The organism is Paenibacillus marchantiophytorum, from assembly GCF_014640555.1.
In the GTDB taxonomy this organism is placed as follows: domain Bacteria; phylum Bacillota; class Bacilli; order Paenibacillales; family NBRC-103111; genus Paenibacillus_E; species Paenibacillus_E marchantiophytorum.
Genome location: NZ_BMHE01000016.1, coordinates 1 through 21,989, shown reverse-complemented (window position 1 = coordinate 21,989; position 21,989 = coordinate 1). Strand labels below are relative to the sequence as shown.

General features: G+C 49.0%; 19 protein-coding genes and 1 riboswitch. Of the genes, 5 read left to right on the top strand and 14 right to left on the bottom strand.

What is annotated here, in order from left to right; translation table 11 throughout:
- Position 1: 1 nt before the first annotated feature.
- From IEY34_RS16530 to IEY34_RS16505, 6 genes are all read right to left on the bottom strand, one after another.
- Positions 2 to 1,060 (bottom strand): ABC transporter permease, encoded by a 1,059-nt coding sequence (locus IEY34_RS16530; protein ID WP_189013115.1) that lies wholly within the window; start codon positions 1,058 to 1,060, stop codon positions 2 to 4.
- The gene (locus IEY34_RS16525) at positions 1,057 to 2,604 is read right to left on the bottom strand and encodes an ABC transporter ATP-binding protein (RefSeq protein WP_189013113.1); all 1,548 of its coding nucleotides are present in this window, start codon (positions 2,602 to 2,604) and stop codon (positions 1,057 to 1,059) included. The genes IEY34_RS16530 and IEY34_RS16525 overlap by 4 nt, the downstream gene beginning before the upstream one ends.
- Positions 2,605 to 2,629: 25 nt before the next feature.
- Positions 2,630 to 3,694 (bottom strand): BMP family lipoprotein, encoded by a 1,065-nt coding sequence (locus tag IEY34_RS16520; RefSeq protein WP_189013111.1) that lies wholly within the window; start codon positions 3,692 to 3,694, stop codon positions 2,630 to 2,632.
- Between the two features lie 23 nt (positions 3,695 to 3,717).
- Complete coding sequence (gene rbsK / locus IEY34_RS16515; RefSeq protein ID WP_189013109.1) at positions 3,718 to 4,638, bottom strand: ribokinase; 921 nt, start codon at positions 4,636 to 4,638, stop codon at positions 3,718 to 3,720.
- On the bottom strand, positions 4,631 to 5,638 hold the full coding sequence (locus IEY34_RS16510) for a LacI family DNA-binding transcriptional regulator (protein WP_189013107.1): 1,008 nt from the start codon (positions 5,636 to 5,638) through the stop codon (positions 4,631 to 4,633). The genes rbsK and IEY34_RS16510 overlap by 8 nt, the downstream gene beginning before the upstream one ends.
- A gap of 353 nt (positions 5,639 to 5,991) precedes the next feature.
- Complete coding sequence (locus IEY34_RS16505; RefSeq protein WP_189013105.1) at positions 5,992 to 7,023, bottom strand: GGDEF domain-containing protein; 1,032 nt, start codon at positions 7,021 to 7,023, stop codon at positions 5,992 to 5,994.
- Positions 7,024 to 7,250: 227 nt separating this feature from the next.
- On the opposite strand from IEY34_RS16505, the gene IEY34_RS16500 reads away from it, so the two are divergent.
- Positions 7,251 to 8,414 (top strand): iron-containing alcohol dehydrogenase, encoded by a 1,164-nt coding sequence (locus IEY34_RS16500; protein WP_189013103.1) that lies wholly within the window; start codon positions 7,251 to 7,253, stop codon positions 8,412 to 8,414.
- A 106-nt stretch (positions 8,415 to 8,520) separates the two neighbouring features.
- Here IEY34_RS16500 and IEY34_RS36845 read toward each other — a convergent pair whose 3' ends face one another.
- The 4 genes from IEY34_RS36845 to IEY34_RS16485 all read right to left on the bottom strand — a co-directional run bounded on the left by IEY34_RS36845 (position 8,521) and on the right by IEY34_RS16485 (position 12,096).
- Positions 8,521 to 8,622, bottom strand: coding sequence for a YjcZ family sporulation protein (locus IEY34_RS36845; protein WP_229757683.1), 102 nt, complete (start codon positions 8,620 to 8,622; stop codon positions 8,521 to 8,523).
- Positions 8,623 to 8,907: 285 nt separating this feature from the next.
- Complete coding sequence (locus tag IEY34_RS16495; RefSeq protein WP_189013101.1) at positions 8,908 to 9,018, bottom strand: YjcZ family sporulation protein; 111 nt, start codon at positions 9,016 to 9,018, stop codon at positions 8,908 to 8,910.
- A gap of 439 nt (positions 9,019 to 9,457) precedes the next feature.
- Entirely contained in the window at positions 9,458 to 9,688 is a 231-nt protein-coding gene (locus IEY34_RS16490) for a hypothetical protein (protein ID WP_189013091.1), read from the bottom strand.
- 86 nt (positions 9,689 to 9,774) lie between these two features.
- Positions 9,775 to 12,096 carry a helicase C-terminal domain-containing protein gene (locus IEY34_RS16485; RefSeq protein ID WP_189013089.1) on the bottom strand — a complete coding sequence of 774 codons (2,322 nt, stop codon included), beginning with the start codon at positions 12,094 to 12,096 and terminating at the stop codon, positions 9,775 to 9,777.
- Positions 12,097 to 12,171: 75 nt separating this feature from the next.
- Here IEY34_RS16485 and IEY34_RS16480 point away from each other — a divergent pair, with 75 nt between their 5' ends.
- The gene (locus IEY34_RS16480; protein ID WP_189013087.1) at positions 12,172 to 13,206 is read left to right on the top strand and encodes a potassium channel family protein; all 1,035 of its coding nucleotides are present in this window, start codon (positions 12,172 to 12,174) and stop codon (positions 13,204 to 13,206) included.
- Between the two features lie 47 nt (positions 13,207 to 13,253).
- Here the strand turns inward: IEY34_RS16480 and IEY34_RS16475 are convergent, their stop codons facing one another.
- From IEY34_RS16475 to IEY34_RS16465, 3 genes are all read right to left on the bottom strand, one after another.
- The gene (locus IEY34_RS16475; RefSeq protein ID WP_189013085.1) at positions 13,254 to 14,657 is read right to left on the bottom strand and encodes a M23 family metallopeptidase; all 1,404 of its coding nucleotides are present in this window, start codon (positions 14,655 to 14,657) and stop codon (positions 13,254 to 13,256) included.
- Between the two features lie 140 nt (positions 14,658 to 14,797).
- Positions 14,798 to 15,025, bottom strand: coding sequence for a cold-shock protein (locus tag IEY34_RS16470; RefSeq protein ID WP_189013083.1), 228 nt, complete (start codon positions 15,023 to 15,025; stop codon positions 14,798 to 14,800).
- 106 nt (positions 15,026 to 15,131) lie between these two features.
- Positions 15,132 to 15,332 (bottom strand): cold-shock protein, encoded by a 201-nt coding sequence (locus tag IEY34_RS16465; RefSeq protein ID WP_029199448.1) that lies wholly within the window; start codon positions 15,330 to 15,332, stop codon positions 15,132 to 15,134.
- A 347-nt stretch (positions 15,333 to 15,679) separates the two neighbouring features.
- Here IEY34_RS16465 and IEY34_RS16460 point away from each other — a divergent pair, with 347 nt between their 5' ends.
- Positions 15,680 to 17,716: a multicopper oxidase family protein gene (locus IEY34_RS16460; protein WP_189013081.1), complete on the top strand. Its 2,037-nt coding sequence runs from the start codon at positions 15,680 to 15,682 to the stop codon at positions 17,714 to 17,716.
- A gap of 97 nt (positions 17,717 to 17,813) precedes the next feature.
- Positions 17,814 to 17,913, top strand: a riboswitch (purine riboswitch).
- A gap of 65 nt (positions 17,914 to 17,978) precedes the next feature.
- Complete coding sequence (locus tag IEY34_RS16455) at positions 17,979 to 19,313, top strand: 5'-deoxyadenosine deaminase (RefSeq protein ID WP_189013080.1); 1,335 nt, start codon at positions 17,979 to 17,981, stop codon at positions 19,311 to 19,313.
- 3 nt (positions 19,314 to 19,316) lie between these two features.
- Here the strand turns inward: IEY34_RS16455 and IEY34_RS16450 are convergent, their stop codons facing one another.
- Positions 19,317 to 20,429, bottom strand: a complete 1,113-nt coding sequence (locus IEY34_RS16450; RefSeq protein WP_189013079.1) for an amidohydrolase family protein — start codon at positions 20,427 to 20,429, stop codon at positions 19,317 to 19,319.
- A 182-nt stretch (positions 20,430 to 20,611) separates the two neighbouring features.
- Between IEY34_RS16450 and IEY34_RS16445 the strand changes: the two genes are divergently transcribed.
- Entirely contained in the window at positions 20,612 to 21,727 is a 1,116-nt protein-coding gene (locus IEY34_RS16445) for a YncE family protein (RefSeq protein ID WP_189013078.1), read from the top strand.
- Positions 21,728 to 21,989 lie beyond the last annotated feature (262 nt).

The window sequence follows — 21,989 nt, the reverse complement described above, 5'->3', positions numbered from 1 at the left end:
CTTAGTTCACCGCCTTTTGACGTAGCGCAGATTTTTGCTTCAAATAAGTAAATATCGCTTGTGAGGATACGAATAAGACCAACATGACTTGAATAATAATGGCCAGTTCACGCGGCACATCGCTTCCAACCTGCATTTGGGTTGCGCCCACTTGGAGGTAAGCGTAAAACAGGCTGACAGCCACAACGCCAATCGGATGATTTCTCGCGAGAAGCGCAATGATAATGCCATCAAATCCTAAACCTGATGAAAAATTATCTTTATAGGTGCCATGCACGCCTAGAATTTCCACGATGCCAGCAAGTCCAGCAAGCGCACCGCTAATCATAACACTTGTGATCACAACACGTTTCGTGGAAATGCCGCCATAATTGGCAAACCGGCTGTTTTTGCCCACTAATCGCATCTCGTAACCTGATCTTGTTTTATACATAAAAAGATATACAACAACAGCAGCCAACAGAGCGATAAGCACTCCATAGTGTGCCGGAAAACCAGCGAAAATTTTGCCCAGCTTGGTGCCATCCGCCACATAATGCATACGGGCATAGCCGCCGCTGGCAGAGTCTTTAAACACATTGTTAACCAAATAAGACGTGGTCAGAATAGCCACAAAATTCAGCATCAGCGTAGTCACAATTTCGTTGGCTTCCCATTTGGTCTTGAGCCAGCCCGGAATAGCGCCATACAGCGCTCCGCCAGCCATCGCACATAGAAGAACCAAGGGAAGCAGAATCCATGCCGGTAATCCATGTACATACACAGCGACTAGTGACCCTACGAATGCCCCTACGTACAGCTGACCTTCGGCTCCCATGCTGAAGACGCCGCATTGAAAGACGACAGACAGTGCCAACCCAGTGAAAATAAGCGGAACTGCTTTGTTCAAAATGGTACCGATATTAAACGCCCCGGACAGGGGGCCGCCCAGAAAAGAACTAATGGCTTCCATCGGCTGTTCACTGGAGAACATAATAACGATAAACCCGCAAAGGATCGCCAGAACGGCTGCGACAATGATACCTGTGATTTCGAGATAGATCGCTTGTTTTGTATTCATTGGAGCGCCTCTTTCCTTTCCTGATGCTTAATCCCCAGCATGTAATAGCCGATTTCTTCCTCCGTCAGCCCCTCATGGTTGTCAAGTACCGCTACGATGCTGCCATTGTATACAACGGCAATGCGATCGCTTAAACCCATGACTTCCGATAATTCAGCGGAAACGAGCAGCACAGCCGCCCCTCCATCCCGCCTCTTGATAATCTCGCGATGGATAAATTCGATGGCTCCAATATCGACGCCCCTTGTCGGCTGCGAAGCGATCAGCAGCTTAGGGTTTTTGGATATTTCCCGGGCAATAACCACTTTCTGTAAATTTCCTCCAGATAGTGCGCCCGCCAATACATCCTCGTTTTGAGCGCGGACGTCATAGATGTCCATCATAACTTTGGCAAATTGCTTGATTTTCTTCTTATTTAGAAAAGGTCCCCGACGAAATTCAGGATTCCGGTAATGGTCAAGAATTAAGTTTTCGGCAATCGTGGATGTTAAACTGGCCCCCGTCGTTTGCCTGTCTTCCGGGACGTGTCCGATCTTCATAGCACGGATTTGGGCCACGCTCTTCCCGAGCAAATCCTCGCCAAAATAGTGAATTTGACCTGACGCTGCTTTACGCAAACCCGTTATGGTTTCGATCAGTTCAGTTTGCCCATTGCCTTCTACACCAGCGATTCCCAAAACTTCTCCAGCCCGGATATCAAGCGATATCCCACGAAGCGCCGGCGCTCCTTTATCATCCGAAGCGTACAGATCCTTAATGGACAACACCGTGTCTTTGGGCTCAGCCGGCTGCTTCTCCACACGGAATAGAACTTCACGGCCAACCATAAGTCTCGAAATCTCTTCTGGATTGGTATCCTTCGTGAGCAGGGTCGTGATCGTTTTACCTGCTTTCAGCACCGTAACACGGTTGGATATTTCCATAACTTCACGCAGTTTATGTGTAATGAAGATGATCGTATAGCCTTGTCGCACCAGCGTCTGGATCGATTCGAACAGTTCATCCGTTTCCTGCGGCGTTAACACTGCAGTAGGTTCGTCCAGAATAATAAGGCGCGCGCCGCGGTACAGTACTTTGATAATTTCTACACGTTGTTTCTGGCCTACAGATATCGTTTCAACCGTAGCGCGCGGGTCCACCTTCAGTTTGAAAGTTTCAATCAACTTCTCGATCTCCGATAATTCCTTAGCGCGATCTCGTACGAGGGAGAAAAGCCCTTTGACGGGCTCCTCGCCAAGCACGATGTTTTCCGATACGGTGAGCGAAGGGACGAGCATGAAGTGCTGATGCACCATCCCCATGCCTTGCTTAATCGCATCTTTCGGTCCTTGGAAGCGCAGCGGCTGTCCCTTGTAGAGAATCGAGCCGCTTGTAGGCGCTTCCAGACCGAACAATATTTTCATAAGCGTCGACTTGCCCGCTCCATTCTCGCCGACCAGGGCATGGATCTCACCTTCATGTACGGTTAAATCCACACCACGATTCGCCTTCGTACCGTTGGGGTACGTTTTATGGATGTCTTTCATCTCCAGCAAAATCGTCATGGCTGCGTTCCCCCTCGTCACCGGCTTATTTCAAAGTCGTTTGTACTTTGATCTCGCCTTTGTTTAACTTCTGTTCGATGTCCATGATTTTATCTTGGATTGCTTTTGGAACATTTTTGTTGTACAAATCATCTTTCGCCAAGCCTACTCCGCCTTCTTTAATGCCTAACACTTCATTTTTACCGAAACCTAATCTGTCTTGGCTGTATAAAGTCAATGCCCGCAGAACGGAGTTATCGATGGATTTCACCATGGATGTTAGAACGCTGCCTGGATATAGTCCATTCTGATTGGAATCTACCCCGATTGAATATTTGCCCAACGAGTTGCCGGCTTCCAGAAGACCAAGCCCAGCTCCGCCTGCGACGTTAAAAGCGATATCTACTTTTTGTGAATTATATTGCGCTAGCGCCAGTTCTTTCCCTTTGGGAGCGTTTGCAAAGTCGCCAACATAAGAAGAAACTACCGTAATTGCAGGGTCCACGTATTTCGCGCCTTGCTCATAGCCTGCTTTGAAGTCGTTAATAATAGGGATGTCCATGCCTCCGATAAAGCCGATGACTTTCTCAGGATTAGCGCCTTTCAATTCTGTGCTCGTCGTGACTAATGCGGCGAATGCGCCCGCCATGAAGGAACCTTCATTTTGTGAATAGGTCATGGAATATACATTCGGAATTCCCGTAATCGCTTCATCGAAGAAAATAAATTTCTGTTTGTCATAACGTTTCGCTACGTCTTTGAGGATGTCTGTCATTTGGCTTGTCCCTAGGACGATGACATCATATTTTTTGCTGGAAGCGAGTGATTCCAGACCTGCAGGCCAGTCTGCCTGATTCGTGCCGCCTTCTACCGTCTTCACTTCCATGCCGAGAGTTTCAATCGCTTGCTTCACACCTCTTTGCGCGGAGTCGAAGAACCCTTTATCACCAAGCGTACCGTTCACGAAGTACGCTGCATTGATTTTCTTGGCTGTTGCCGTTTTGCCTGCCTCGGCTGTATTGGTAGGCGTTGTCGTGGATTTCCCGCAAGCAGCTAAGATAACCAAAACCGAAAGCAGCAATAGAGCAGTAATTCCTAATCTTTTTTTCATCGTATATCCCCCTTAGGATGGTCTTATTGGATGGGAAGTCTTGTTAAATCGTCTTGGGTTGGCATGCCAGCTTGGGCACCCAGCTTGGTTACTGACATTGCGGATACTTTGCTTGCGAATTGCACAGCTTCACTTAAACTGCTGCCGGCAGCCAGCGCATAGGCTAGTCCGCCATTATAAGCGTCGCCTGCTCCAGTCGTATCTACCACAGGAACTCGGTAGGCCGGAATTTTCACGATTGTTTCACCCTTGCGCAGAAAGGCAGAGCCTTCCTCGCCAAGTGTCGTTACGACACAGCTCGGTCCCATATCCAGCAACGCTTCCATGGCCGACTGCAACTGTTCGTCGCCAGCGGTTTCGATACCCGTCAAAGTCGCAAGCTCCAGTCTATTCGGTGTGATATAGTCCACACTTTGCAGCATGTTCGCTGGCAATTTTTGTGCAGGAGCTGGGTTTAGAATCACGATCTTGCCTAACTTTTTGGCTAGTATACAGGCAGCCGATGCTGTTTCTAGCGGGATTTCCAGCTGCACAAGCACGATATCATGTTCAGCAATGACCGACTCCAATGCTTGAATGTGTTCTGGCAAACAACAGGCATTCGCACCTGGAACGACCACGATTCGATTGTCCGATTCGGCCAGCATAATGGAAGCAATTCCTGTTGGCTTATCTGGAACTTGCTTGATGTAATCTGTCACAATGGCATCTTCGTTCAGATATTGGAGGAGAGATTGCCCGAACATATCGTCTCCGATCGAGCCGATCATCGTCGTCTGGCCTCCCAGTCTAGCGGCTGCTACCGCTTGGTTCGCGCCTTTACCGCCTGGAATGAAATGGACATGCTCGCCTGTCAGTGTCTCCCCAACACGTGGAAATCGGGACGTTTCCACTACAATGTCCATATTCAAGCTCCCGATGACCACAATACGGGGTTTATTCATCAGTTCGTTTCCTTTCTGTCGATCCTCTAGTAATGAGATTCACATCAAAAAGATGTGTTTGCTCTTCTTGAATGTCGCCTTCAATCTTCTTAATCAGCAGCCTCGTAGACAGCATGCCCATATCATAAATCGGTTGAGCCACTGTCGTAATCTCCGGTTCGACGATGAGCGTTAAATCGATACCGTCAAAACCGACAAGCGCTACTTGATCAGGTACTTTAAGCCCCATTCTCTGGAGCTTCTTGAGAGCTCCCAGCGCCATCATATCGTTGCCTGCAAAAATACCGTCAATATCCGGATGACGCTGCATCAAATTCTCTACGGCAGTCATCCCGCCATCAACGCGGAAGTGGCCTGGCTCGACGAGACTGGGTGAATACCATGGCAAATGCTTCACCGATTGTTCGTACCCAATGAACCGCTCTCTGCCGGTTACTGTCTCCTGCGGGCCATAAATGTGAGCGATCTTCTTGCATCCCACATCCATCAGATGCTGAACAGCCATCTGGGCACCTTCCAAGTGCTTCGAGCTGACCACCGTGCAAGAAGCATCACGGGGCGCTCTATCTAGGATAACCATCGGTATCTTCTCATTCTTCAGTGCTTCTACATCGTCGGAACGAAGGTTGTAAGAGGCGAACAGAATGCCATCCACATATCGCTGCTTCAATACTTTGATATACGTCTGTTCTTTGTCTGCTTGATTGTCTGAGTTGCACAAAATAACCGTGTACCCGTACATCCGTGCCACATCTTCAACAGCTCGGGCCAGTTCAGCAAAGAACGGATTCGTAATATCGGGGAAAATAAGGGCGATCGTCCCTGTCTTCCTTCCCGCAAGCCCTCTCGCTATCGCGTTGGGCTCATACTGAAGCGTCTTGATCGCTTGCTGCACTCTGAGCTTGGTATCTTCATTGACGTACCCATTCTTGTTCAAATAACGGGAAATCGTCGCAACCGATACACCAGCTAATTTCGCGACATCTCTAATTGTTGCCATTCGTTACAACCCACTCCTACTGATGCGAGCAACCCGCCTACACCCAACGATGTTATCTATTAGGTAAACGGTTACACATACCCGAAATTTTCCTTTATCTCTATTATTACCAATTATTAAAAGAACAATTACCGCTTTACTGCTTGATGTAACAACCAATGTGTAACCGGTTACACATCTTACTTTTTTATTATATCCCCCTTTTTCAAAAAGTGTCAAGCAAAAAGTTGCCTAACTAAACGCCAAAGAGGCTGTCTCATAAAGCCGACAACCTCATGAGCAGCCTCTTGGGCTTATGCAGCGCTGCATGTAACAAGAATTCCTCCTGTTACATGATTAAAGGATTACGGTGTCTATCCCCAAACGATTCGGTCTCTGCCCTGTTCCTTGGCGGCATACAAAAGGGAATCTGCTGTCGCAACTAACTCTGTCGTCCACTGCTCTTTGTCTCGAATCGTAGCGCCCAAGCTCATCGTGATATGGAACTTTTCCTGTTCCGTTCCGAACTCCAGCTCACGCAGCTTGTCCATGAATTGACGCAGCAAATCACTCGCGATATGTTGGTCCTGCGTATACAGAATAATCGCGAATTCCTCCCCGCCATATCGAAATACCCGGCCGTAAGCCGAGGAAATCATCGAATCAAGCAGTGTACCGATGGATCGCAGAACCGCGTCACCAACTTGATGACCGTATTGATCATTCACCTTTTTGAAATAATCAATATCACCCATCACCAGGGCAAACCGCTGTTGCTTCACCATCGTTTCCCTAATGTGCTCCTGAAAACTGCGGTGATTGTAAAGCCCCGTCAGATAGTCTTTTTTAGCCAAATTCTCAAAAATATCCTTCTCTACAAAATGCTTTCGTTCCCGTGAAACAATGATGCCGCCAATGACACCAATCATGATTAAAAAGGCAAAGTTAAATAAATGCCGCGGCATCTCCCCTAGCGTGAAACCGCCATCTATGGTCAAAACGATGCCAATATAGCCGATAATTACCATGCACGTTGCCACCATAGCGCCTATTAAACTCCAATACAGCGACGCATGCAAAAGCACCAAATAGGCAATCGGATACAGCGGACTATGGGTTCCCCCGGTCAGTGAGACAACCGCAAGAAAGGTCAAATAATCCATCACAACGCCTATTCTCGTCATATAACGATAGAACATGGAATCGACAGGACTGCGATGCAGAGCAATTTCTGTCCCCGTCATATAAGCAATAGCAAAAATGAATAGCGTGAAATAAAGAATCAAATCTAATGTCGTGTGGTAATAGTATTTGAAAAATAGCAAGGTCGATGTCGGCACCAAAAACCATCTTACACAGCTATAGGCAGTTTCTAAAACATGATCCGATTTTCTAGTTGCGAACATGACGTACTCACTTCCCAAAAGTGAAATTATACATGTAACGTTGAAATCTCCAAGATGGATCAATCATTTCCACTATTTATCTATAAATAGATTCAGCAATAACTAGATAGGGTAACCAACTTATAAGTACGTATCCCTTCATTGCTTCGTTTTGTTTTTTCACACTGTATTCTATACAATGAAGAAGGACTACATCTGTCCAACAGATTTACAGAGGAGGTATATCGATGAATACTTTTACATTCCACAATCCAACCACACTGCATTTCGGTCAGGGACAACTGGAGAAATTAACAGCTGAGGTTCCCAAATACGGCAAAAACGTACTGCTCGTCTATGGTGGCGGAAGCATCAAGAATAACGGGATTTACACCAACGTCCTTCATCTGTTAAAAGGAATCGATGCTCAAGTCTTCGAACTCAGCGGCGTGGAACCGAATCCCCGACTGACCACCGTTCATCGCGGTGTCGAGCTGTGTCGCAAACAAAACATCGACCTCATTCTCGCTGTTGGCGGAGGCAGCGTCATCGATTGTGCCAAAGCTGTTGCCGTAGGCGCGCAGTATGCAGGCGACTTCTGGGATATCGTTACGCGCAAAGCCTCCCCTAAGGGTGCGCTTCCACTTGGAACAGTCCTCACCATCGCAGCCACTGGCTCCGAGATGAATTCGGGTTCCGTGATTACCAATTGGGAAACCCAAGAGAAACTCGGCTGGGGCAGCCCGTTTGCTTTCCCGAAATTCTCCATTCTCGACCCTGCTCACACCGTCTCCTTGCCGGAAAATCAAACCGTATATGGCATCGTGGATATCATGTCCCATGTCTTCGAACAATATTTCCATCACACAACAAATAGCCCTTTGCAGGATGGCTTCTGTGAAACCATCTTACGCACTGTGATCGACACCGCTCCTCGGCTCTTGCAGGATCTGGAGAACCTGGACGATCGCGCCACAATTCTATACAGCGGCACCATGGCACTTAACGGCATCTTGAGTATGGGCGTGCGCGGCGACTGGGCTACGCATAACTTGGAGCATGCCGTGTCCGCCGTTCACGATATCCCTCATGGCGGCGGATTGGCCATTCTATTCCCGAACTGGATGACCTATACACTGGATGCCAACGTACCGAGATTTAAACAGTTTGCACAGCGCGTCTTCGACATCGAGACGGCCGACAAGTCAGATCGCCAAATTGCGGAAGAGGGTATCGCAGCCCTGCGCGATTTCTTCGCGGCCATTGGCGCTCCAAGCAAATTAGCCGATTACAACATCGACGACTCCACCCTGGAAATCATGACAGACAAGGCCATGGTGTACGGCGATTTCGGCAACTTCAAGAAGTTGACGCGCGAGGATGTCGTGAACATTTACCGTATGTCGCTTTAAGTAAAAAAAGAGTGTTCTCTGACGCCGCGGCGTTGGAGACACTCTTTTTTGATTTCGTTCAGTAGTTGCTTATGCTTATGCGGGCGAAAATCATTGCTGCTGCCTATTATATGGCAAAAGTCATAGTAATAATAACCAACAAGATAAAGAGAACCAATACTGCTGCTGAACTATTGCCGCCATAGCCTACGCCTGCTTCACATCCCATATTCAGTCACTCCTTTCATCGTAATTTCAACATTGCTTTTTCTCAGAAGAAAAACAATAGCTTACGCAAGAAAAGTGGAGACTCCTTAATTGCCAACAAATCACAAAGGACAAGCGGGATAATTGGGATAGAATGGGCTGAACGTTGTAAACGTACTAGTGCTTAGCGGTTTGGCATTGAACGAAGATAGATTTTATCACGCGAGCGTTTATCCACGATACCATCTCAAACTTGCCCCTTTAACTGATTGTTGCAATCTCTAAAAAAGCATGAGTCTATTATGAATTACCAAACAAATGCACTAGTAATAATAACTAAAAGAATGAAGAGAACCAGGACAATTGTCGAACTTGTACCCCTTCCACCGCTATAACAACCTTCTGCAGCATAACCCATTCTAACTTCGCTCCCTTCTGCATCGGATGGTTTATTGTATTGCAATGGCAATTGAAATGCATGGACGAACGTCAGTCAGTGAACGCCTGTTTTGAGCGCCTTATTAACGGTTTTCAACGATATAGCGGATCCTAGTTCCCTTCGGGCTTTGCAGTAACAGACAGCGTCGCGCGAAAAGGAACTATGATCCGCTAACTGGCGGAAACTGGTGTAAACGTAGCATGAAAGGGAACTGAGATCCGCTATTTCAGCGAAAACTGCTGATTCCAACCGGGAAATGGTGAAATAGCGGACCGTAGTTCCCTCTGGCTTAATAGATATAGCTGTTTTCAGAATTATAGCGCACTGTAGTTCCCTCAAACTCGCGATCATGACACATTTTACTATAATCGCGGATTGACGTTCCCTTATCTCCGCGCGATAGCTAAGCTAGCGGATCTCATTCTGCCAAATAGATTGTATATAACTGCAAACCAGCAGCAATTCGAACAAATAAGTTCAGCTGCCTTGTTCTCATCGCATCGCATCGAACCACTCCATCATGGCGGGGCAGGTTTTCAGCATTTCCCTTTCCTGTAAGCGCGTTTTTCAACGTTACAACTGCTTTCGGGCCAGCATCTACAGCTTTAACGCTGTAAAACAGCGTTATCACACTCGGCGTGCCGGCCACAGAAGCCGCTGAGCTCCCCCGCGAGCGCCGCATGCCTAGAGCCGGCGGGCCGCCAGAGCCCCCAGCCGCTCAAGCAAAGTTCGCCCCTATCGCCGCTGCGCAGGGAGCACAGTGTACGCCCGCCACTCCTCCGGCAGCAATCGCTGATACAGCGGCTGCAAGTAGCGGTCGTCGATCAGCAGCAGCACGCCCCGATCCGTTTCGGAGCGGATCAAGCGGCCGCCGGCCTGCTGCACCTTGTTCATGCCGGGGAAGACGTAGGCGTACTCGTAGCCATTCTTGCCCGTACTGTCCAAGTAAGACTTGATCAGGTTGCGCTCCGGTCCCAGCTGCGGCAAACCGACGCCAACGACAGCGACGCCCGTCAGTCGGTCTCCGACCAAATCGATGCCTTCGGAGAAGATGCCGCCCATCACCGCGAACCCCACAAGCGTAATCTCCGTCCCCGCCTGGAACTCCGCCAGAAACTGCTCCCGCTCCTCCTCGGACATCTGCGTCTGCTGAACGAGCACCCTCATCTCGCTGTCCGCAGCAAGATCGGTGAAAACCTCGTACACGCTGCTCATATAGGCATACGAGGGGAAGAACACCAAATAGTTGCCCGTCCGCCCGGTCACTAATTCGTGCAAAGAGCGGGCTATCGGCTCTCGGCTGCGCTCACGATCCTGATAGCGCGTCGACAAGGGCTGCACGAATACTTCCAGCTGATCCTTGCTGAAAGGAGACGGCACCGTCACAGAGTAGTCCTCCTCCCCCGCTCCCAGCGTGTCCATGAAATAGGATAGCGGGGATAACGTCGCAGAGAAGAACACATGCGACCTGTACCCCTTCCCCATCTGCCGCAGCAGATGCGAGGGATCGAGACAGATCAGCTTCACGCTGATCTCGTTCCTCTCATTGACGGTAAACGTCACATACCGCTCATCGAATAACTTGGCAATCCGCACAAAGTTCTGCGCGTTAAAATACACCTCCAGCAGAAGAACTGCGGAGGAAGCCGCCGAGCCCCCTTGCCCGGCCAGCTCTTTTTCTGCCGCCGCAATGAACACTTCGAGCAGGGCGATCAAACTCTCCGGCAGCTCTGGCTCCACGAGCATCTGGCTGTCGCCCAACCTTTTACGCAGCGCGATGTAATACTGATTAAGCGCCTTGGCCGCATCGTGCAGCTCTGCGCGAACGCCTTTGTATTCTCTTTGCAGCGCGAGAAAACTCGATTTGGGCAGCTCGCTGCTGTACATCTCCCGCGCGCGGTCGACAAGGTTATGCGCCTCATCCACCAGCAAAGCGGTATGCCGCTTCTGCTCCTCAAACAACCTTTTCAAATTCACGCGAGGGTCGAAAATATAATTGTAATCACATATAACCGCATCCGCCGCATAAGCGATATCCAGTGAAAACTCAAAAGGACATACGCGGTGCTTACGCGCATACGATTCTATAACGGGACGTGTCATAATTGTCGCATGCCGCAGCACATCCAGCACCGCCTCATTAATCCGGTCAAAATACCCGTCTGCGAACTCGCAATGCTCCTTGGTACAGCGAACCTCCTCCTGAAAACAAACCTTATCTTTCGCGGTTATCGTCACAGTATGAAGCTGCAGTCCTTGGCTCTGCATAAGCGCAAAAGCTTCCTCCGCTGCGGTGCGCGTTATTGTCTTCGCCGTCAAATAGAAAATCCGCTGCAGCAGCCCCTGTCCAATCGCTTTGACGGAGGGAAATAAGGTCGACATCGTCTTCCCGATGCCTGTTGGCGCTTTGGCGAACAGCTTATGCCCTTCCTGGATCGTCTGATAGACTGCCCCAGCAAGCTTGCGCTGCCCTTCGCGGTAGCTCGGAAACGGGAAAGCCAACTCCTTCACACTCCGATTCCTTCGCTGCTCATGCTCATACCTAGCCTGTGCGTACGGATAATACAGCCGCACCACCTGCCACACGAACTGCTCCAACTCGTCCGCCGCTGCTTCCTCCACAAAGCGAAGCGTTTCCTCCGTCTCGACCTGCATATAAGTAAGTTGTATGCGCATGCGGCTAAGACCGCGATCTTTGGCTACCATATAGGCATAGCACTTCGCTTGCGCCCAGTGGACGGGATAGGAATCCGCATCAATCAGCGTGATATCCCCGGAAGTCGATTTGATTTCATCCACCGTAACCGTTATGCCATCGTCATCCATCAGCAACCCATCACAGCGTCCATCAATGACAAATATAAGGCCTTCATAAGGAATCTCTGCCGATACATACACCTCATGCTGATCCAATTCGCCATATTGTTTCTGCAGTTTCTGATGGGCCTTGGTGCCTTCGGTCAGCGCCTTGCTCGTTCGAAAGCCGATCTCGATACTGCCCCTGCGGTACACATACTCAACCAAAGAGCGCACAGAAATATTGACGATATCAGCCATGTGATGATTCTCCATTCCAGAACATTTGTTCCTTATTTTAACATGAAATGATCCCTAAGAGAAAGGATGCCGCACATGTTCTATTTCACTAAGTTCTTTCTCAAATTGCTGCGATTGAATAACAAGTTTGTATTCGGTCTCGCCCTTCTGTTTCTTATGCTGTCTTCTTCCTGTGCCTATCTCTTGGAAAAAGAAACCTTCGGCAACCTCTTCAACGGCCTCTGGTGGGTCATGACAACCGTGACCACAACCGGCTACGGGGATTATTATCCCAGAACGGTAGCAGGCAAGTGCCTCGGAATATTTCTCTACATTTTCGGTATCGGCTTAATTTCTGTAACCATTGGCAAAGTGATTGATTCCCTATTCATTTACAGACAACGAAAGGAGGCGGGCAAATTGAGATATCAAGGTGAACAACACTTCGTCATGATCGATTGGAGCAAACATGCGGAACTTGCCATTCAAGAAATTCTGAATTCCGATGAGGAAACCGAGATCGTGCTTATTGATACACTGGAAAAGACGCCTATCATCCATAATCGCGTGCATTACATTCAAGGCAATCCGACACATCTGGAAACGTTGGAAATGGCCAATATGACGAAAGCACGCGCCGTTTTTGTCTTTGCGAATGACACCACCGAAGACCATACCATGCTTCGCGATCCTTCCTTCGTTGATGGCAAAACCCTGCTTGTCGCCACAACGATTGAGCGTAATTATCGGCACGTTCACTCCATTGTTGAGATTAAAAACCGGGAAAATATGCAAAACTTCCAACACGTTAACGTCAACGAATTCATCCTTGGCAACGAAACCATTTCACAACTGGCCGTTCGCTCCGCTTTCGCGCCAGGGTCTTCCCGCATTGTGTCCCAGCTTCTGACCAAACAATCCGATAGCAACTTCCATGTGCTTGGTCGGAGAAAAGCTTGGAGATCCTACCGCGACGCTTTTGAGCAGCTGCTTGAAGAGGGTGCTACCCTGATCTCTGATGGCGATCAACTGAACATCAACCGCAAGCTGGATCAGCTGATTCCCGAGGAGGCTCGGCTGTTCGTCATTTGTGACATGGAAACCTATGAACGCATTTCTGTTATCGAATGAAAAAGGACACCTGCGCAGCAGCCATGCGCGCTCAGTGTCCCTCTTCTTTAGTTTTTCGGTTCCACCCAGCGAAAAGGTGTCGTAGCCCAGAACAAATCGGGATTGACCTGCACGTTATGCGCCCAAAAAGTAAAGTGCAAATGCGGCCCGGTAGAGAATCCCGTCGTGCCGACAAGCCCGATAATATCGCCTTGCTTGACGCGATCGCCCGTTTTGACGCGCAGCTCGGAAAGGTGGGCGTATTGTGAGAACAGACCCATCCCATGATCGAGATAGATGGAATTGCCCGTTAAGTACAGGCTGTCCGCAAGCGCGACAACCCCGTCATTAGCCGCTTTGATCGGGGTGCCTTCCTTCGCGGCCAGATCGACAGCCAGATGCGCGCTGTCGTATTTCCCGTTCACATACCGCGTGTACCCATACGGCGTCGTCAAAATCCCCTCGATCGGCTTCACGAACGGCCCGCTGAACAGAAACTCCGGCTCTGACTTGCTGCGCGCCAGATCAATCTTCTTCTGATCGGCATTAATGCGCGCCGTATCCTGCTTCATGCTTTCCATTTCGGCAGTGACTTTCAAATACTGCGTTTCGAACTTTTTTGCCTGAATGGTTAACGTTTGATCACCGATCGGATATTTGCCCGGCTTCGCCTGCATCGTGATCGGCAAATAAGTAAAATAACCGCCCCCGAAGGGCTGCAGGTTATACACTTTACCCAGCCACTCGACTTTCCCCGGCTTATTATGGCGAACGAGGACCACGTCACCAGGGGCTGACGTACTCGGAAGAAGTGTCCACTCCGACTGGATGGCCGCCTTGGCTGAATCGGTAGACGCGTATAGCGCGGCCTCCTTTTTCAACTGCACAAGCCGCTCTTTCTCTGCGAGGATGGCGGCACGAATAGCAGATGTCACCTCACCGTTCCACGTTTGTCCCCCATCTGTCGTCACCAATAACGGAGTCTGCAGCGCCCCGGCCTCTCCCACGAGTGCCCATCCGATTCGATCGGTCAGAAACTGGGTTTGTTTGACCGGATACGTTTTGGATCCGAACATCAGGCTGGTCAGCTGCTGATTTATGCTCATTCCCAGCATTCCGAGTGTCGTTTCGTCTACCGCTTCATGGCCCACAGCCGCCTCACTCGGCAAGCTTGCCTCTGCCTCCAGCCACTGTGCTCCTCCATCCTCCGTCTTCATTACACCGTCCGAATATCTCAGCCAGCCCTGTTCGAAGTCGATCATATGGAAATCGAGCGCATCCCGATGAACGGGCGCCATTGTCTGGGCAGGCTGTTCTGCCCTCTGCTCCACTGTAGGCGTCAACGTAAAATACTGCCTTCCCAAGAACACAACAATACTAGCCGCCAGTAAGCAAAAAATAGTAAGAAGAAGCCAATACTTAGGTGAGTACAGCAGCGAGGAGCGGCGCTCATGGCGCGTTCGCGGTTTCATTCAGACATTACTTCCCTTCCGCCAAAAGAAATTAACTCTATGATTCTATGATACCATATTACCTCTGGATGCAAAAAAACCACACCATCCGGAAACAATAACGTCTCCGAGTTGTGTGGTTTTTCCAAATCATTGTAGTTCTATATCTGCACGCCCTTTTTGAGCGTTTTCTGATCACTATTCGTGTTATTAACTAATGGAAGTAACTTGACACTTCGAACCATGGGGGACTGACATAAATGACAAGTCGGTACGTGATCGAATGCAAAATTATCTCGCATCCAGCCTTTACAGCCTTCTTTTTCACAAGACCATATCGTCACATTTTCTAGAGGCATCTCTTCAAGCGACTTTTTTCTGGAATACATGATAAACCTCCTTAGTGTTTCGCTAATTTTGCAAAACTCTTCCTAGCATGGAACTAAATTGAAAAAGACTGCCATTACACAAGTAAAGGCAGTCTTTTTAATTATATTACAGTTTTACAACGTTTTCTGCTTGTGGTCCGCGGTTGCCTTGAACAACGCTGAACTCAACGTGTTGGCCTTCGTCCAAAGTTTTGAAACCGTCGCCTTGGATTGCGGAGAAGTGAACGAATACATCGTTGCCGCCTTCAACTTCGATAAAACCGAAACCTTTTTCTGCGTTAAACCATTTTACTGTACCAGTAGCCATGAGAAATACCTCCAAAAATTATTAACATGTTTTTTATTCTTCAAAGAGAAAAAAATTCACACATTGTAAAAGTTTCACTAACAAAAATGAAAACCCTTTACAATATGTGAATTCAGGTTCTTTTTGTCGATTGGATTCATCATACCATAACCATTTTGAAAACGCAAACTATTTCCAGATTATTCACAACAATGCAATCGCTTACCTCATAAAAATGGGCGCAATGGGGCAAAGGCTTGATTCCCCAACTTTAGTCTAGGATTTGACTTAGTCTCGGGACCGTATGAAGGGTTTCGGCAGGGTATTATACTTAGACTATCGCAAATTAACTAGGAGGTTTCTTCATTGTGTATAGCATAAGCATCACTATTATATTGTTCGTCAGTCCGCTTTTCTTTATTCTCGCATGGATCGGCAGCGTCAAAGCATCACGACTGTTATACAGCTCAAGCATCGAGCGGTTGAACCGCAAAACACGCAAATTACTCTTCTGGTCGTGGTTCCCAGTACTTCCAGCAGCCTTGATCATAGGGACAATCGCTTGGATGCAGCGAACCATGGAGCAAGTTTTCTGGTTGGATCGTGTTTTCATCCAAGCCCCGCTTATCATTGTGCCTATATTAGCCATATGGTTCGCAGCGGTGCCTAAGCTAATTAAACTCAAACGTGTCACGAAGCAAATATTGGCGGAACAAGCCGCGAATGAGCATAGCCCAGCAGATCAAGATGAGCATAACATCGCATTGCAGCCTAATTCCCCAGTATACCAAAGAGCCGCGAGCCCAGCGCTCATTCTTCCTTTTCAAATGACAGCTCTAGGTGCACTGACTGCCCTTTATTTTGCTTTGGTGCCGCCGATTCCGTTTCAATGGCTGGACATTACCGTTCCTCTGGCGGTCTTCGTCCTGGCTACTGCGGGACTTTGGGCGAGACACCACATCCGCTTCAAACAGATAGGCAAAGCACCGAATTATGTGGTTCCGGCCTTTTGGAAACGCGCTTCCGCCATGTTAGGCGTATGCGTCATCATCGCTGGCTCAGCTTACTATTTATTTACTACAGCCATCAATAACAGTGAGTTGCCGACAGAAATCGATATGGCGAGCGGAACCATCGATTATGGCCGTCAGGCCATACCAGTGGGCATGAGTTCGCACGGCATGGAGGGACTGAACGGTTACTCAGCAAAAACGATATCGGTCACCGATCTGACTGGCCCGCGCGAAGGAACGCCGGATCGTCGTTTCACTCTGACCGCGCAGACAAAGACCGTCACACTTAGCTCCGGCAAAACGATCGACGCCTGGACGTACAACGGACAAATGCCAGGGCCTGAGCTGCGCATGAAAGAGGGGGAACTGGTCGAAATCACCTTGGTCAACGAAGATATTAAGCAAGGCATTACTGCCGATTGGCATGGGCTGGATGTCTCCAATGCGGAGGATGGCGTTGCCGGCGCTACGCAAAGTGCCGTGATGCCGGGAGAAACGCACACGTACCGTCTCCGCGCTGAGCAAGTCGGAACATTCTGGTATCATTCCCAACAGGATTCACAGGAAGCCGTCCGTATGGGGCTGTTCGGAGCCCTGATCGTCGAGCCGAAAGAGACACCTATGCAAACTGTGAAGGATATTACGGTGATGACGCATCAGTGGAAAGGAGCCGGGATGGCCATCGGATCATCGGATCAGTTGGAGCGTATGACGATTGAGCCAGGCACATCGGTTCGTATGCGATTGATTAATACGGATGATTGGGATCAGCAAAAATATACGCTCGTTGGCACCCATTTCGAGGTTGCCGCTATTGATGGCACTGAACTTAATAAACCAGATATTTTGACCAACACGCATATCGTAGCTGCTGCAGGGGGGCGTTATGATCTGACATTCATTATGCCGGAGCATCCGGTTTACCTCAGCGTTGGGGATAACGGCAGGTTGGGGATCTTGATGTCCCCGGATGGGAAAGGCGAGGTGCCGGCAATCTCCCGAACCCTTGCTTTTGATCCTCTTCACTATGGCACCCCGTCTGCTACACGCGTGGATGCGAATAGCCGGTTCAATCACGACTTCACTTTAATCCTAGATTATAAATTAGGTTTTTATAACCGCAATATGAACTTCCTATTCACAATGAATGGGCATGTATTCCCAAAAAATCCGATACCGACGTTCAAAGAAGGCGATCTCGTCAAATCCACCATCGTCAATCGCGGCAATGTCGATCATCCGATGCATCTCTACGGACACCATATGCTCGTATTATCCCGTAATGGGAAGCCCTCCACAGGCAGTCCATGGTGGACCGATACGTTAGGCGTGCAACCTGGTGAAACATACGAAGTTGGTTTCGTCGCCGACAATCCACAGTTCATGAAATGAAAATGAGATTTTCATAAAAGAGGGAGGACATGTCAGTTAATCTAACGCACTGTTGACAAATAGCTCCGATCCGTTTACGCTAGAAGAAAGCAAGGACAGAACTGAATAGGAACCATTTCGTATAACCTTAATAATTGGATTAAGGGTCTCTACTTAGAAACCGTAAATTTCTAGCTACGAAAAATGTGCACTAGCATATTTTTCGTGGCTATTTTTTGTTCCCTGGCTTTTACGATGACAAATAAGCAGGAGGTTTATCGCGATGACGACCATTTTAATTAAAAATGCCGAAATTGTAACTATGAACCGGAAATCAGAGATCATTACTGGCGATATTTTGATCGAGAATGATCGGATTACAGCAATCGGACCAGATTTGGACCCGGCACAGGTGGATAAAATCATTGATGCAACCAACCGCACGGTCATTCCCGGCTTCGTCCAAACCCACATCCATCTCTGCCAAACGTTGTTCCGCGGCAAAGGGGATGATCTGGAGCTGATGGATTGGCTGAAAAAGCGGATCTGGCCGCTGGAAGCCTCCCACGATGAGGAATCGATCTATTACTCCGCGCTGCTCGGGATTGGCGAGTTGATTCAAAGCGGCACAACAACGATTGTCGATATGGAGACCGTACATCATACGGACTTCGCTTTCCAGGCCATCGCTTCCAGCGGAATCCGCGCCTTGTCTGGCAAAGTGATGATGGATAAAGGGGACGAAGTGCCTTACGCCTTGCGGGAGAAAACGGCTGACTCGCTGCAGCAAAGCGTTGATTTGCTTGAGAAATGGCACGGCTACGATGACGGCCGGATTCAGTACGCCTTCTCACCGAGATTCGTTATCTCCTGCACCGAAGAGCTGCTGCGTGAAGTACGCAGCCTGTCGGAGCAGTACCAAGTGAAGGTGCATACACACGCTTCCGAGAACCTCGGCGAGATCGAGATTGTGCAAGCCGAAACGGGCATGCGCAATGTTGTCTACCTCGACCATCTCGGCCTGGCCAATGAGCGTCTGATTCTGGCACACTGCATCTGGCTCGATGAGGAGGAGAAACGCATCATCCACGAGCGCGGCGTGCATGTCAGCCATTGTCCCGGCTCCAATCTGAAGCTTGCTTCAGGGATTGCCGAGACGCCGGAGATGCTGAAGATGGACATCTCCGTCAGCTTAGGAGCAGATGGCGCGCCATGCAACAACAATCTCGATATGTTTAACGAGATGCGGCTTGCCGCGCTGATCCAAAAGCCGATCCACGGACCGACGGCGATGAACGCCCAGACGGTCTTCCGGATGGCGACCATCGGCGGTGCCCGCGCGGTCGGGATGGAGAAGGAGATCGGCAGCATCGAAGTCGGCAAGAAAGCCGACCTGGCCATTCTCGATCTCGTGAACTTCCACACGTATCCGTCCTTCGACGTGGATCCGATCTCGCGCATCGTTTACTCCGCGACACGCGCCGATGTAGAAACGACGATCATCAATGGTCGGATCGTCATGGAGAACCGCATCATGCGGACGATCGACAAGGACATCGTCCTTCCCGAAGCGAACCGCTCCATTCAGCGGTTGCTGAAGCGTTCTAATCTGCGCTAGCTTTCACTTTCCCTTGCCCCAGAGCAGTTGTCCCGCTTCCAGCTTGGACAGCTTGGCCATATCACGAGAAGGGTCGCGCTTCAGAAGCGCGGCTTTTTGCGTTTGGGTGGCAGGCTCCTTGCGCAAGACGCCGTCTAAATTCCCATAGGCTATCTTGCTGACTAGCTCCGAGTCGCCCAAAGCGTCCAAGACGCGATACATCGCTTCGATCGCCGCCTCTTCACTTTGAACGCCGTAGCCCGAATCCGTGCTCAGCATGAATCGGTCAGGGAACTGTTTCATAACTGGCAGAAAATCCTCAATCCGGTTCGCGCTTTCGGGATTGAGTATCGTGAATCCCGCAAAGAAATCCATGTACACATTCGGATATTTCTCCAGCAGTATTTTGATATTATCAGGAGAGTTATAGGCGTTGGCATGGCCAAAAATAAATGTAGTTTTGGGATGAGCCTTCAGCGCTTCTTCAAATGCCTCCAAAACAAAGCCATTCGGCGGATCGATATGCAGCAAAATCGGAGCTTGATACTCGGCGCAGAGCTCATAAATTTGCGGTAGAAAGCCGTCCATCGGATGCTTTGCTTTCCATTCCACCTTGGACAATACCGGTGAGTTATAGGACGCCCCGGCAATTTCACCCAAGCCTAAGTAGCCCATCTCGAGATTCTTGCGAATAATATCCAAACTGGACTTATCGCGCAAATCAAAACCTGAGAAAAAAGGCACGAAGAAATCAGGTTTCTCCGTATAGGCCTCCCAAGCATACTCGTCTGTTCGAATGGCACTGAACTCAGAAACATCGCCGAACAGCACAACACGATCCATCCCATCCCGCTGCCAGACATCCTTCATTCCTAAATACTTCTTATCACTCGCATCATGATTGTGCGTGTCCGCAAGAGGGAGGGAGCCATATTGCTGCAGCAAAGCAGCTAGGCTTTTCTTGGCAGGAGCAGTAACCGCTGTTTGGACCGGAGACTCGCTGAGCACAGCGCTGACCGCAGTGGAACCTGTTGATTCACTAGCCTTTTTATTATTATGCCAAGTCCAATATCCTGCTCCAATTAATATCGCAGCAAGCCCTATAACTATATATGAACCCGCTTTCATTTTTGGCATGTTGGATGCGGCAGCTCCTTTGTTTTCATGCTTGTATATGTTCCTATTAATTATACCATATTTTTCCTATTATAAAATATGATCTGCATAAAATTCATCCCGTTTGCCTACCCAAGTTCCCAACGGCCATTTTACCCATATAGTAGTAAGAATGCATACCTTAATGGAGGAAGGGATCTCATATGAACAGGCTGTCACAAACCCCTACACAAGTTAAGGCACAGTCCAAGCTGCCCAAAGTCCTCAGCATCATTCCCGTCGCTGGCGATGTAGGCGATATTCAAGTCAACTCCGTGACGAATCGCGTCTATTATGTGCATAGCGAAAACCAAGTAGGTGTTCTTAATGGCGCAACACAGCAAGTCATCCAAAATGTGAAAGTGGGGGAGGGAGCCACCTACCTTGCTGTGAATAGCGCGACGAATCGCATCTATGTGACGAACTTTCGCGATGCCACCGTTTCTGTTATGGATGGACAAACGAACCGTGTCCTAACTTCTGTCCCCGTTGGGCAACGTCCTTTCGGCCTCGGCATTGACCCTAAGCGGAACCGCATTTACGTCGCCAATCTTGGCGGTACGATTAGTATCATTGACGGCAGTTCCAACCGTGTCGTGCAAACGTTGAAGGTCGGCGGAGCGCCCGCACTGGTATCCGTGAATGAGCGGACGAACCGGATTTATGTGACGAACGTCGAGAAAGATTTGGTTCATGTCATCAGTGGAACATCACTGCGAGTGATTAAAAGCTTGAAGGTCGGGCGAAATCCTATTGTAATCCCTGGCATCAATCGTGTAACGAACCGCATCTATATCGCCAATAACTTGAGCAATTATGCCTCGCTGATCCAGGGGAATACGCTTCTTCCCAGCATCCCCATCCACCTTGGAAGTCGGCAAAGCGAGCTTGCCATGAATGCTCTCACGAACCGGATTTACGTGACTAGTGCCCAGCAGGAAGGCAGAGGCAAGCTTTTTGTGCTGGATGGGGATACGAATCGGATCGTGAAGACGCTGCGCATTCCGACCTTTGCCTCCTTGCTTGTAAATCCACTAACAAACCACTATTTTATCGGAGATACGGATAACCGCAATTTATTTGTCTATGGCGGCCAAAATAATGAACTCCTGACTACGCTGCGCACTGGGAATTCATCCGGCAATATGGCGTTGAACACAAGAACGAACCAAATTTATGTAGGTAATACAGGGACGATTACTGTGGTTCAGGATGAGCGGGACACGACGACTTCAGCTAGTCCCAAGCCGCTTCTTGCCAAGCGTGTATGCGCAGGTTGAGTCGCCGAGAAAATCAGCTTCGCCGCCCTGAGCGATCAGCCTCTTATTCGCAATAGAGCCTATTAAAGGGAACTAGAGGACGTTATTTAAGCAAAAAGCAGGGTTGCGAGGGTCATAGCGGAACTACAGGGTCTTATTTGCAGAAGCTTTGCAAAATATATGACATGATAAGGCATTGTGCTCCTTAGCGGCTGATTCACCTTTACGGAGCACATGCCGACTAGGAGGAAATTCAAAAAAATTTATAATAAGGTTTATATTT

Coding starts and splice junctions, on each gene's coding strand:
- IEY34_RS16530 (WP_189013115.1), bottom strand. CDS start 1,060: ATGAATACAAAACAAGCGATCTATCTCGAAATCACAGGTATCATTGTC.
- IEY34_RS16525 (WP_189013113.1), bottom strand. CDS start 2,604: ATGACGATTTTGCTGGAGATGAAAGACATCCATAAAACGTACCCCAAC.
- IEY34_RS16520 (WP_189013111.1), bottom strand. CDS start 3,694: ATGAAAAAAAGATTAGGAATTACTGCTCTATTGCTGCTTTCGGTTTTG.
- rbsK (WP_189013109.1), bottom strand. CDS start 4,638: ATGAATAAACCCCGTATTGTGGTCATCGGGAGCTTGAATATGGACATT.
- IEY34_RS16510 (WP_189013107.1), bottom strand. CDS start 5,638: ATGGCAACAATTAGAGATGTCGCGAAATTAGCTGGTGTATCGGTTGCG.
- IEY34_RS16505 (WP_189013105.1), bottom strand. CDS start 7,023: ATGTTCGCAACTAGAAAATCGGATCATGTTTTAGAAACTGCCTATAGC.
- IEY34_RS16500 (WP_189013103.1), top strand. CDS start 7,251: ATGAATACTTTTACATTCCACAATCCAACCACACTGCATTTCGGTCAG.
- IEY34_RS36845 (WP_229757683.1), bottom strand. CDS start 8,622: ATGGGATGTGAAGCAGGCGTAGGCTATGGCGGCAATAGTTCAGCAGCA.
- IEY34_RS16495 (WP_189013101.1), bottom strand. CDS start 9,018: ATGGGTTATGCTGCAGAAGGTTGTTATAGCGGTGGAAGGGGTACAAGT.
- IEY34_RS16485 (WP_189013089.1), bottom strand. CDS start 12,096: ATGGCTGATATCGTCAATATTTCTGTGCGCTCTTTGGTTGAGTATGTG.
- IEY34_RS16480 (WP_189013087.1), top strand. CDS start 12,172: ATGTTCTATTTCACTAAGTTCTTTCTCAAATTGCTGCGATTGAATAAC.
- IEY34_RS16475 (WP_189013085.1), bottom strand. CDS start 14,657: ATGAAACCGCGAACGCGCCATGAGCGCCGCTCCTCGCTGCTGTACTCA.
- IEY34_RS16470 (WP_189013083.1), bottom strand. CDS start 15,025: ATGTATTCCAGAAAAAAGTCGCTTGAAGAGATGCCTCTAGAAAATGTG.
- IEY34_RS16465 (WP_029199448.1), bottom strand. CDS start 15,332: ATGGCTACTGGTACAGTAAAATGGTTTAACGCAGAAAAAGGTTTCGGT.
- IEY34_RS16455 (WP_189013080.1), top strand. CDS start 17,979: ATGACGACCATTTTAATTAAAAATGCCGAAATTGTAACTATGAACCGG.
- IEY34_RS16450 (WP_189013079.1), bottom strand. CDS start 20,429: ATGCCAAAAATGAAAGCGGGTTCATATATAGTTATAGGGCTTGCTGCG.
- IEY34_RS16445 (WP_189013078.1), top strand. CDS start 20,612: ATGAACAGGCTGTCACAAACCCCTACACAAGTTAAGGCACAGTCCAAG.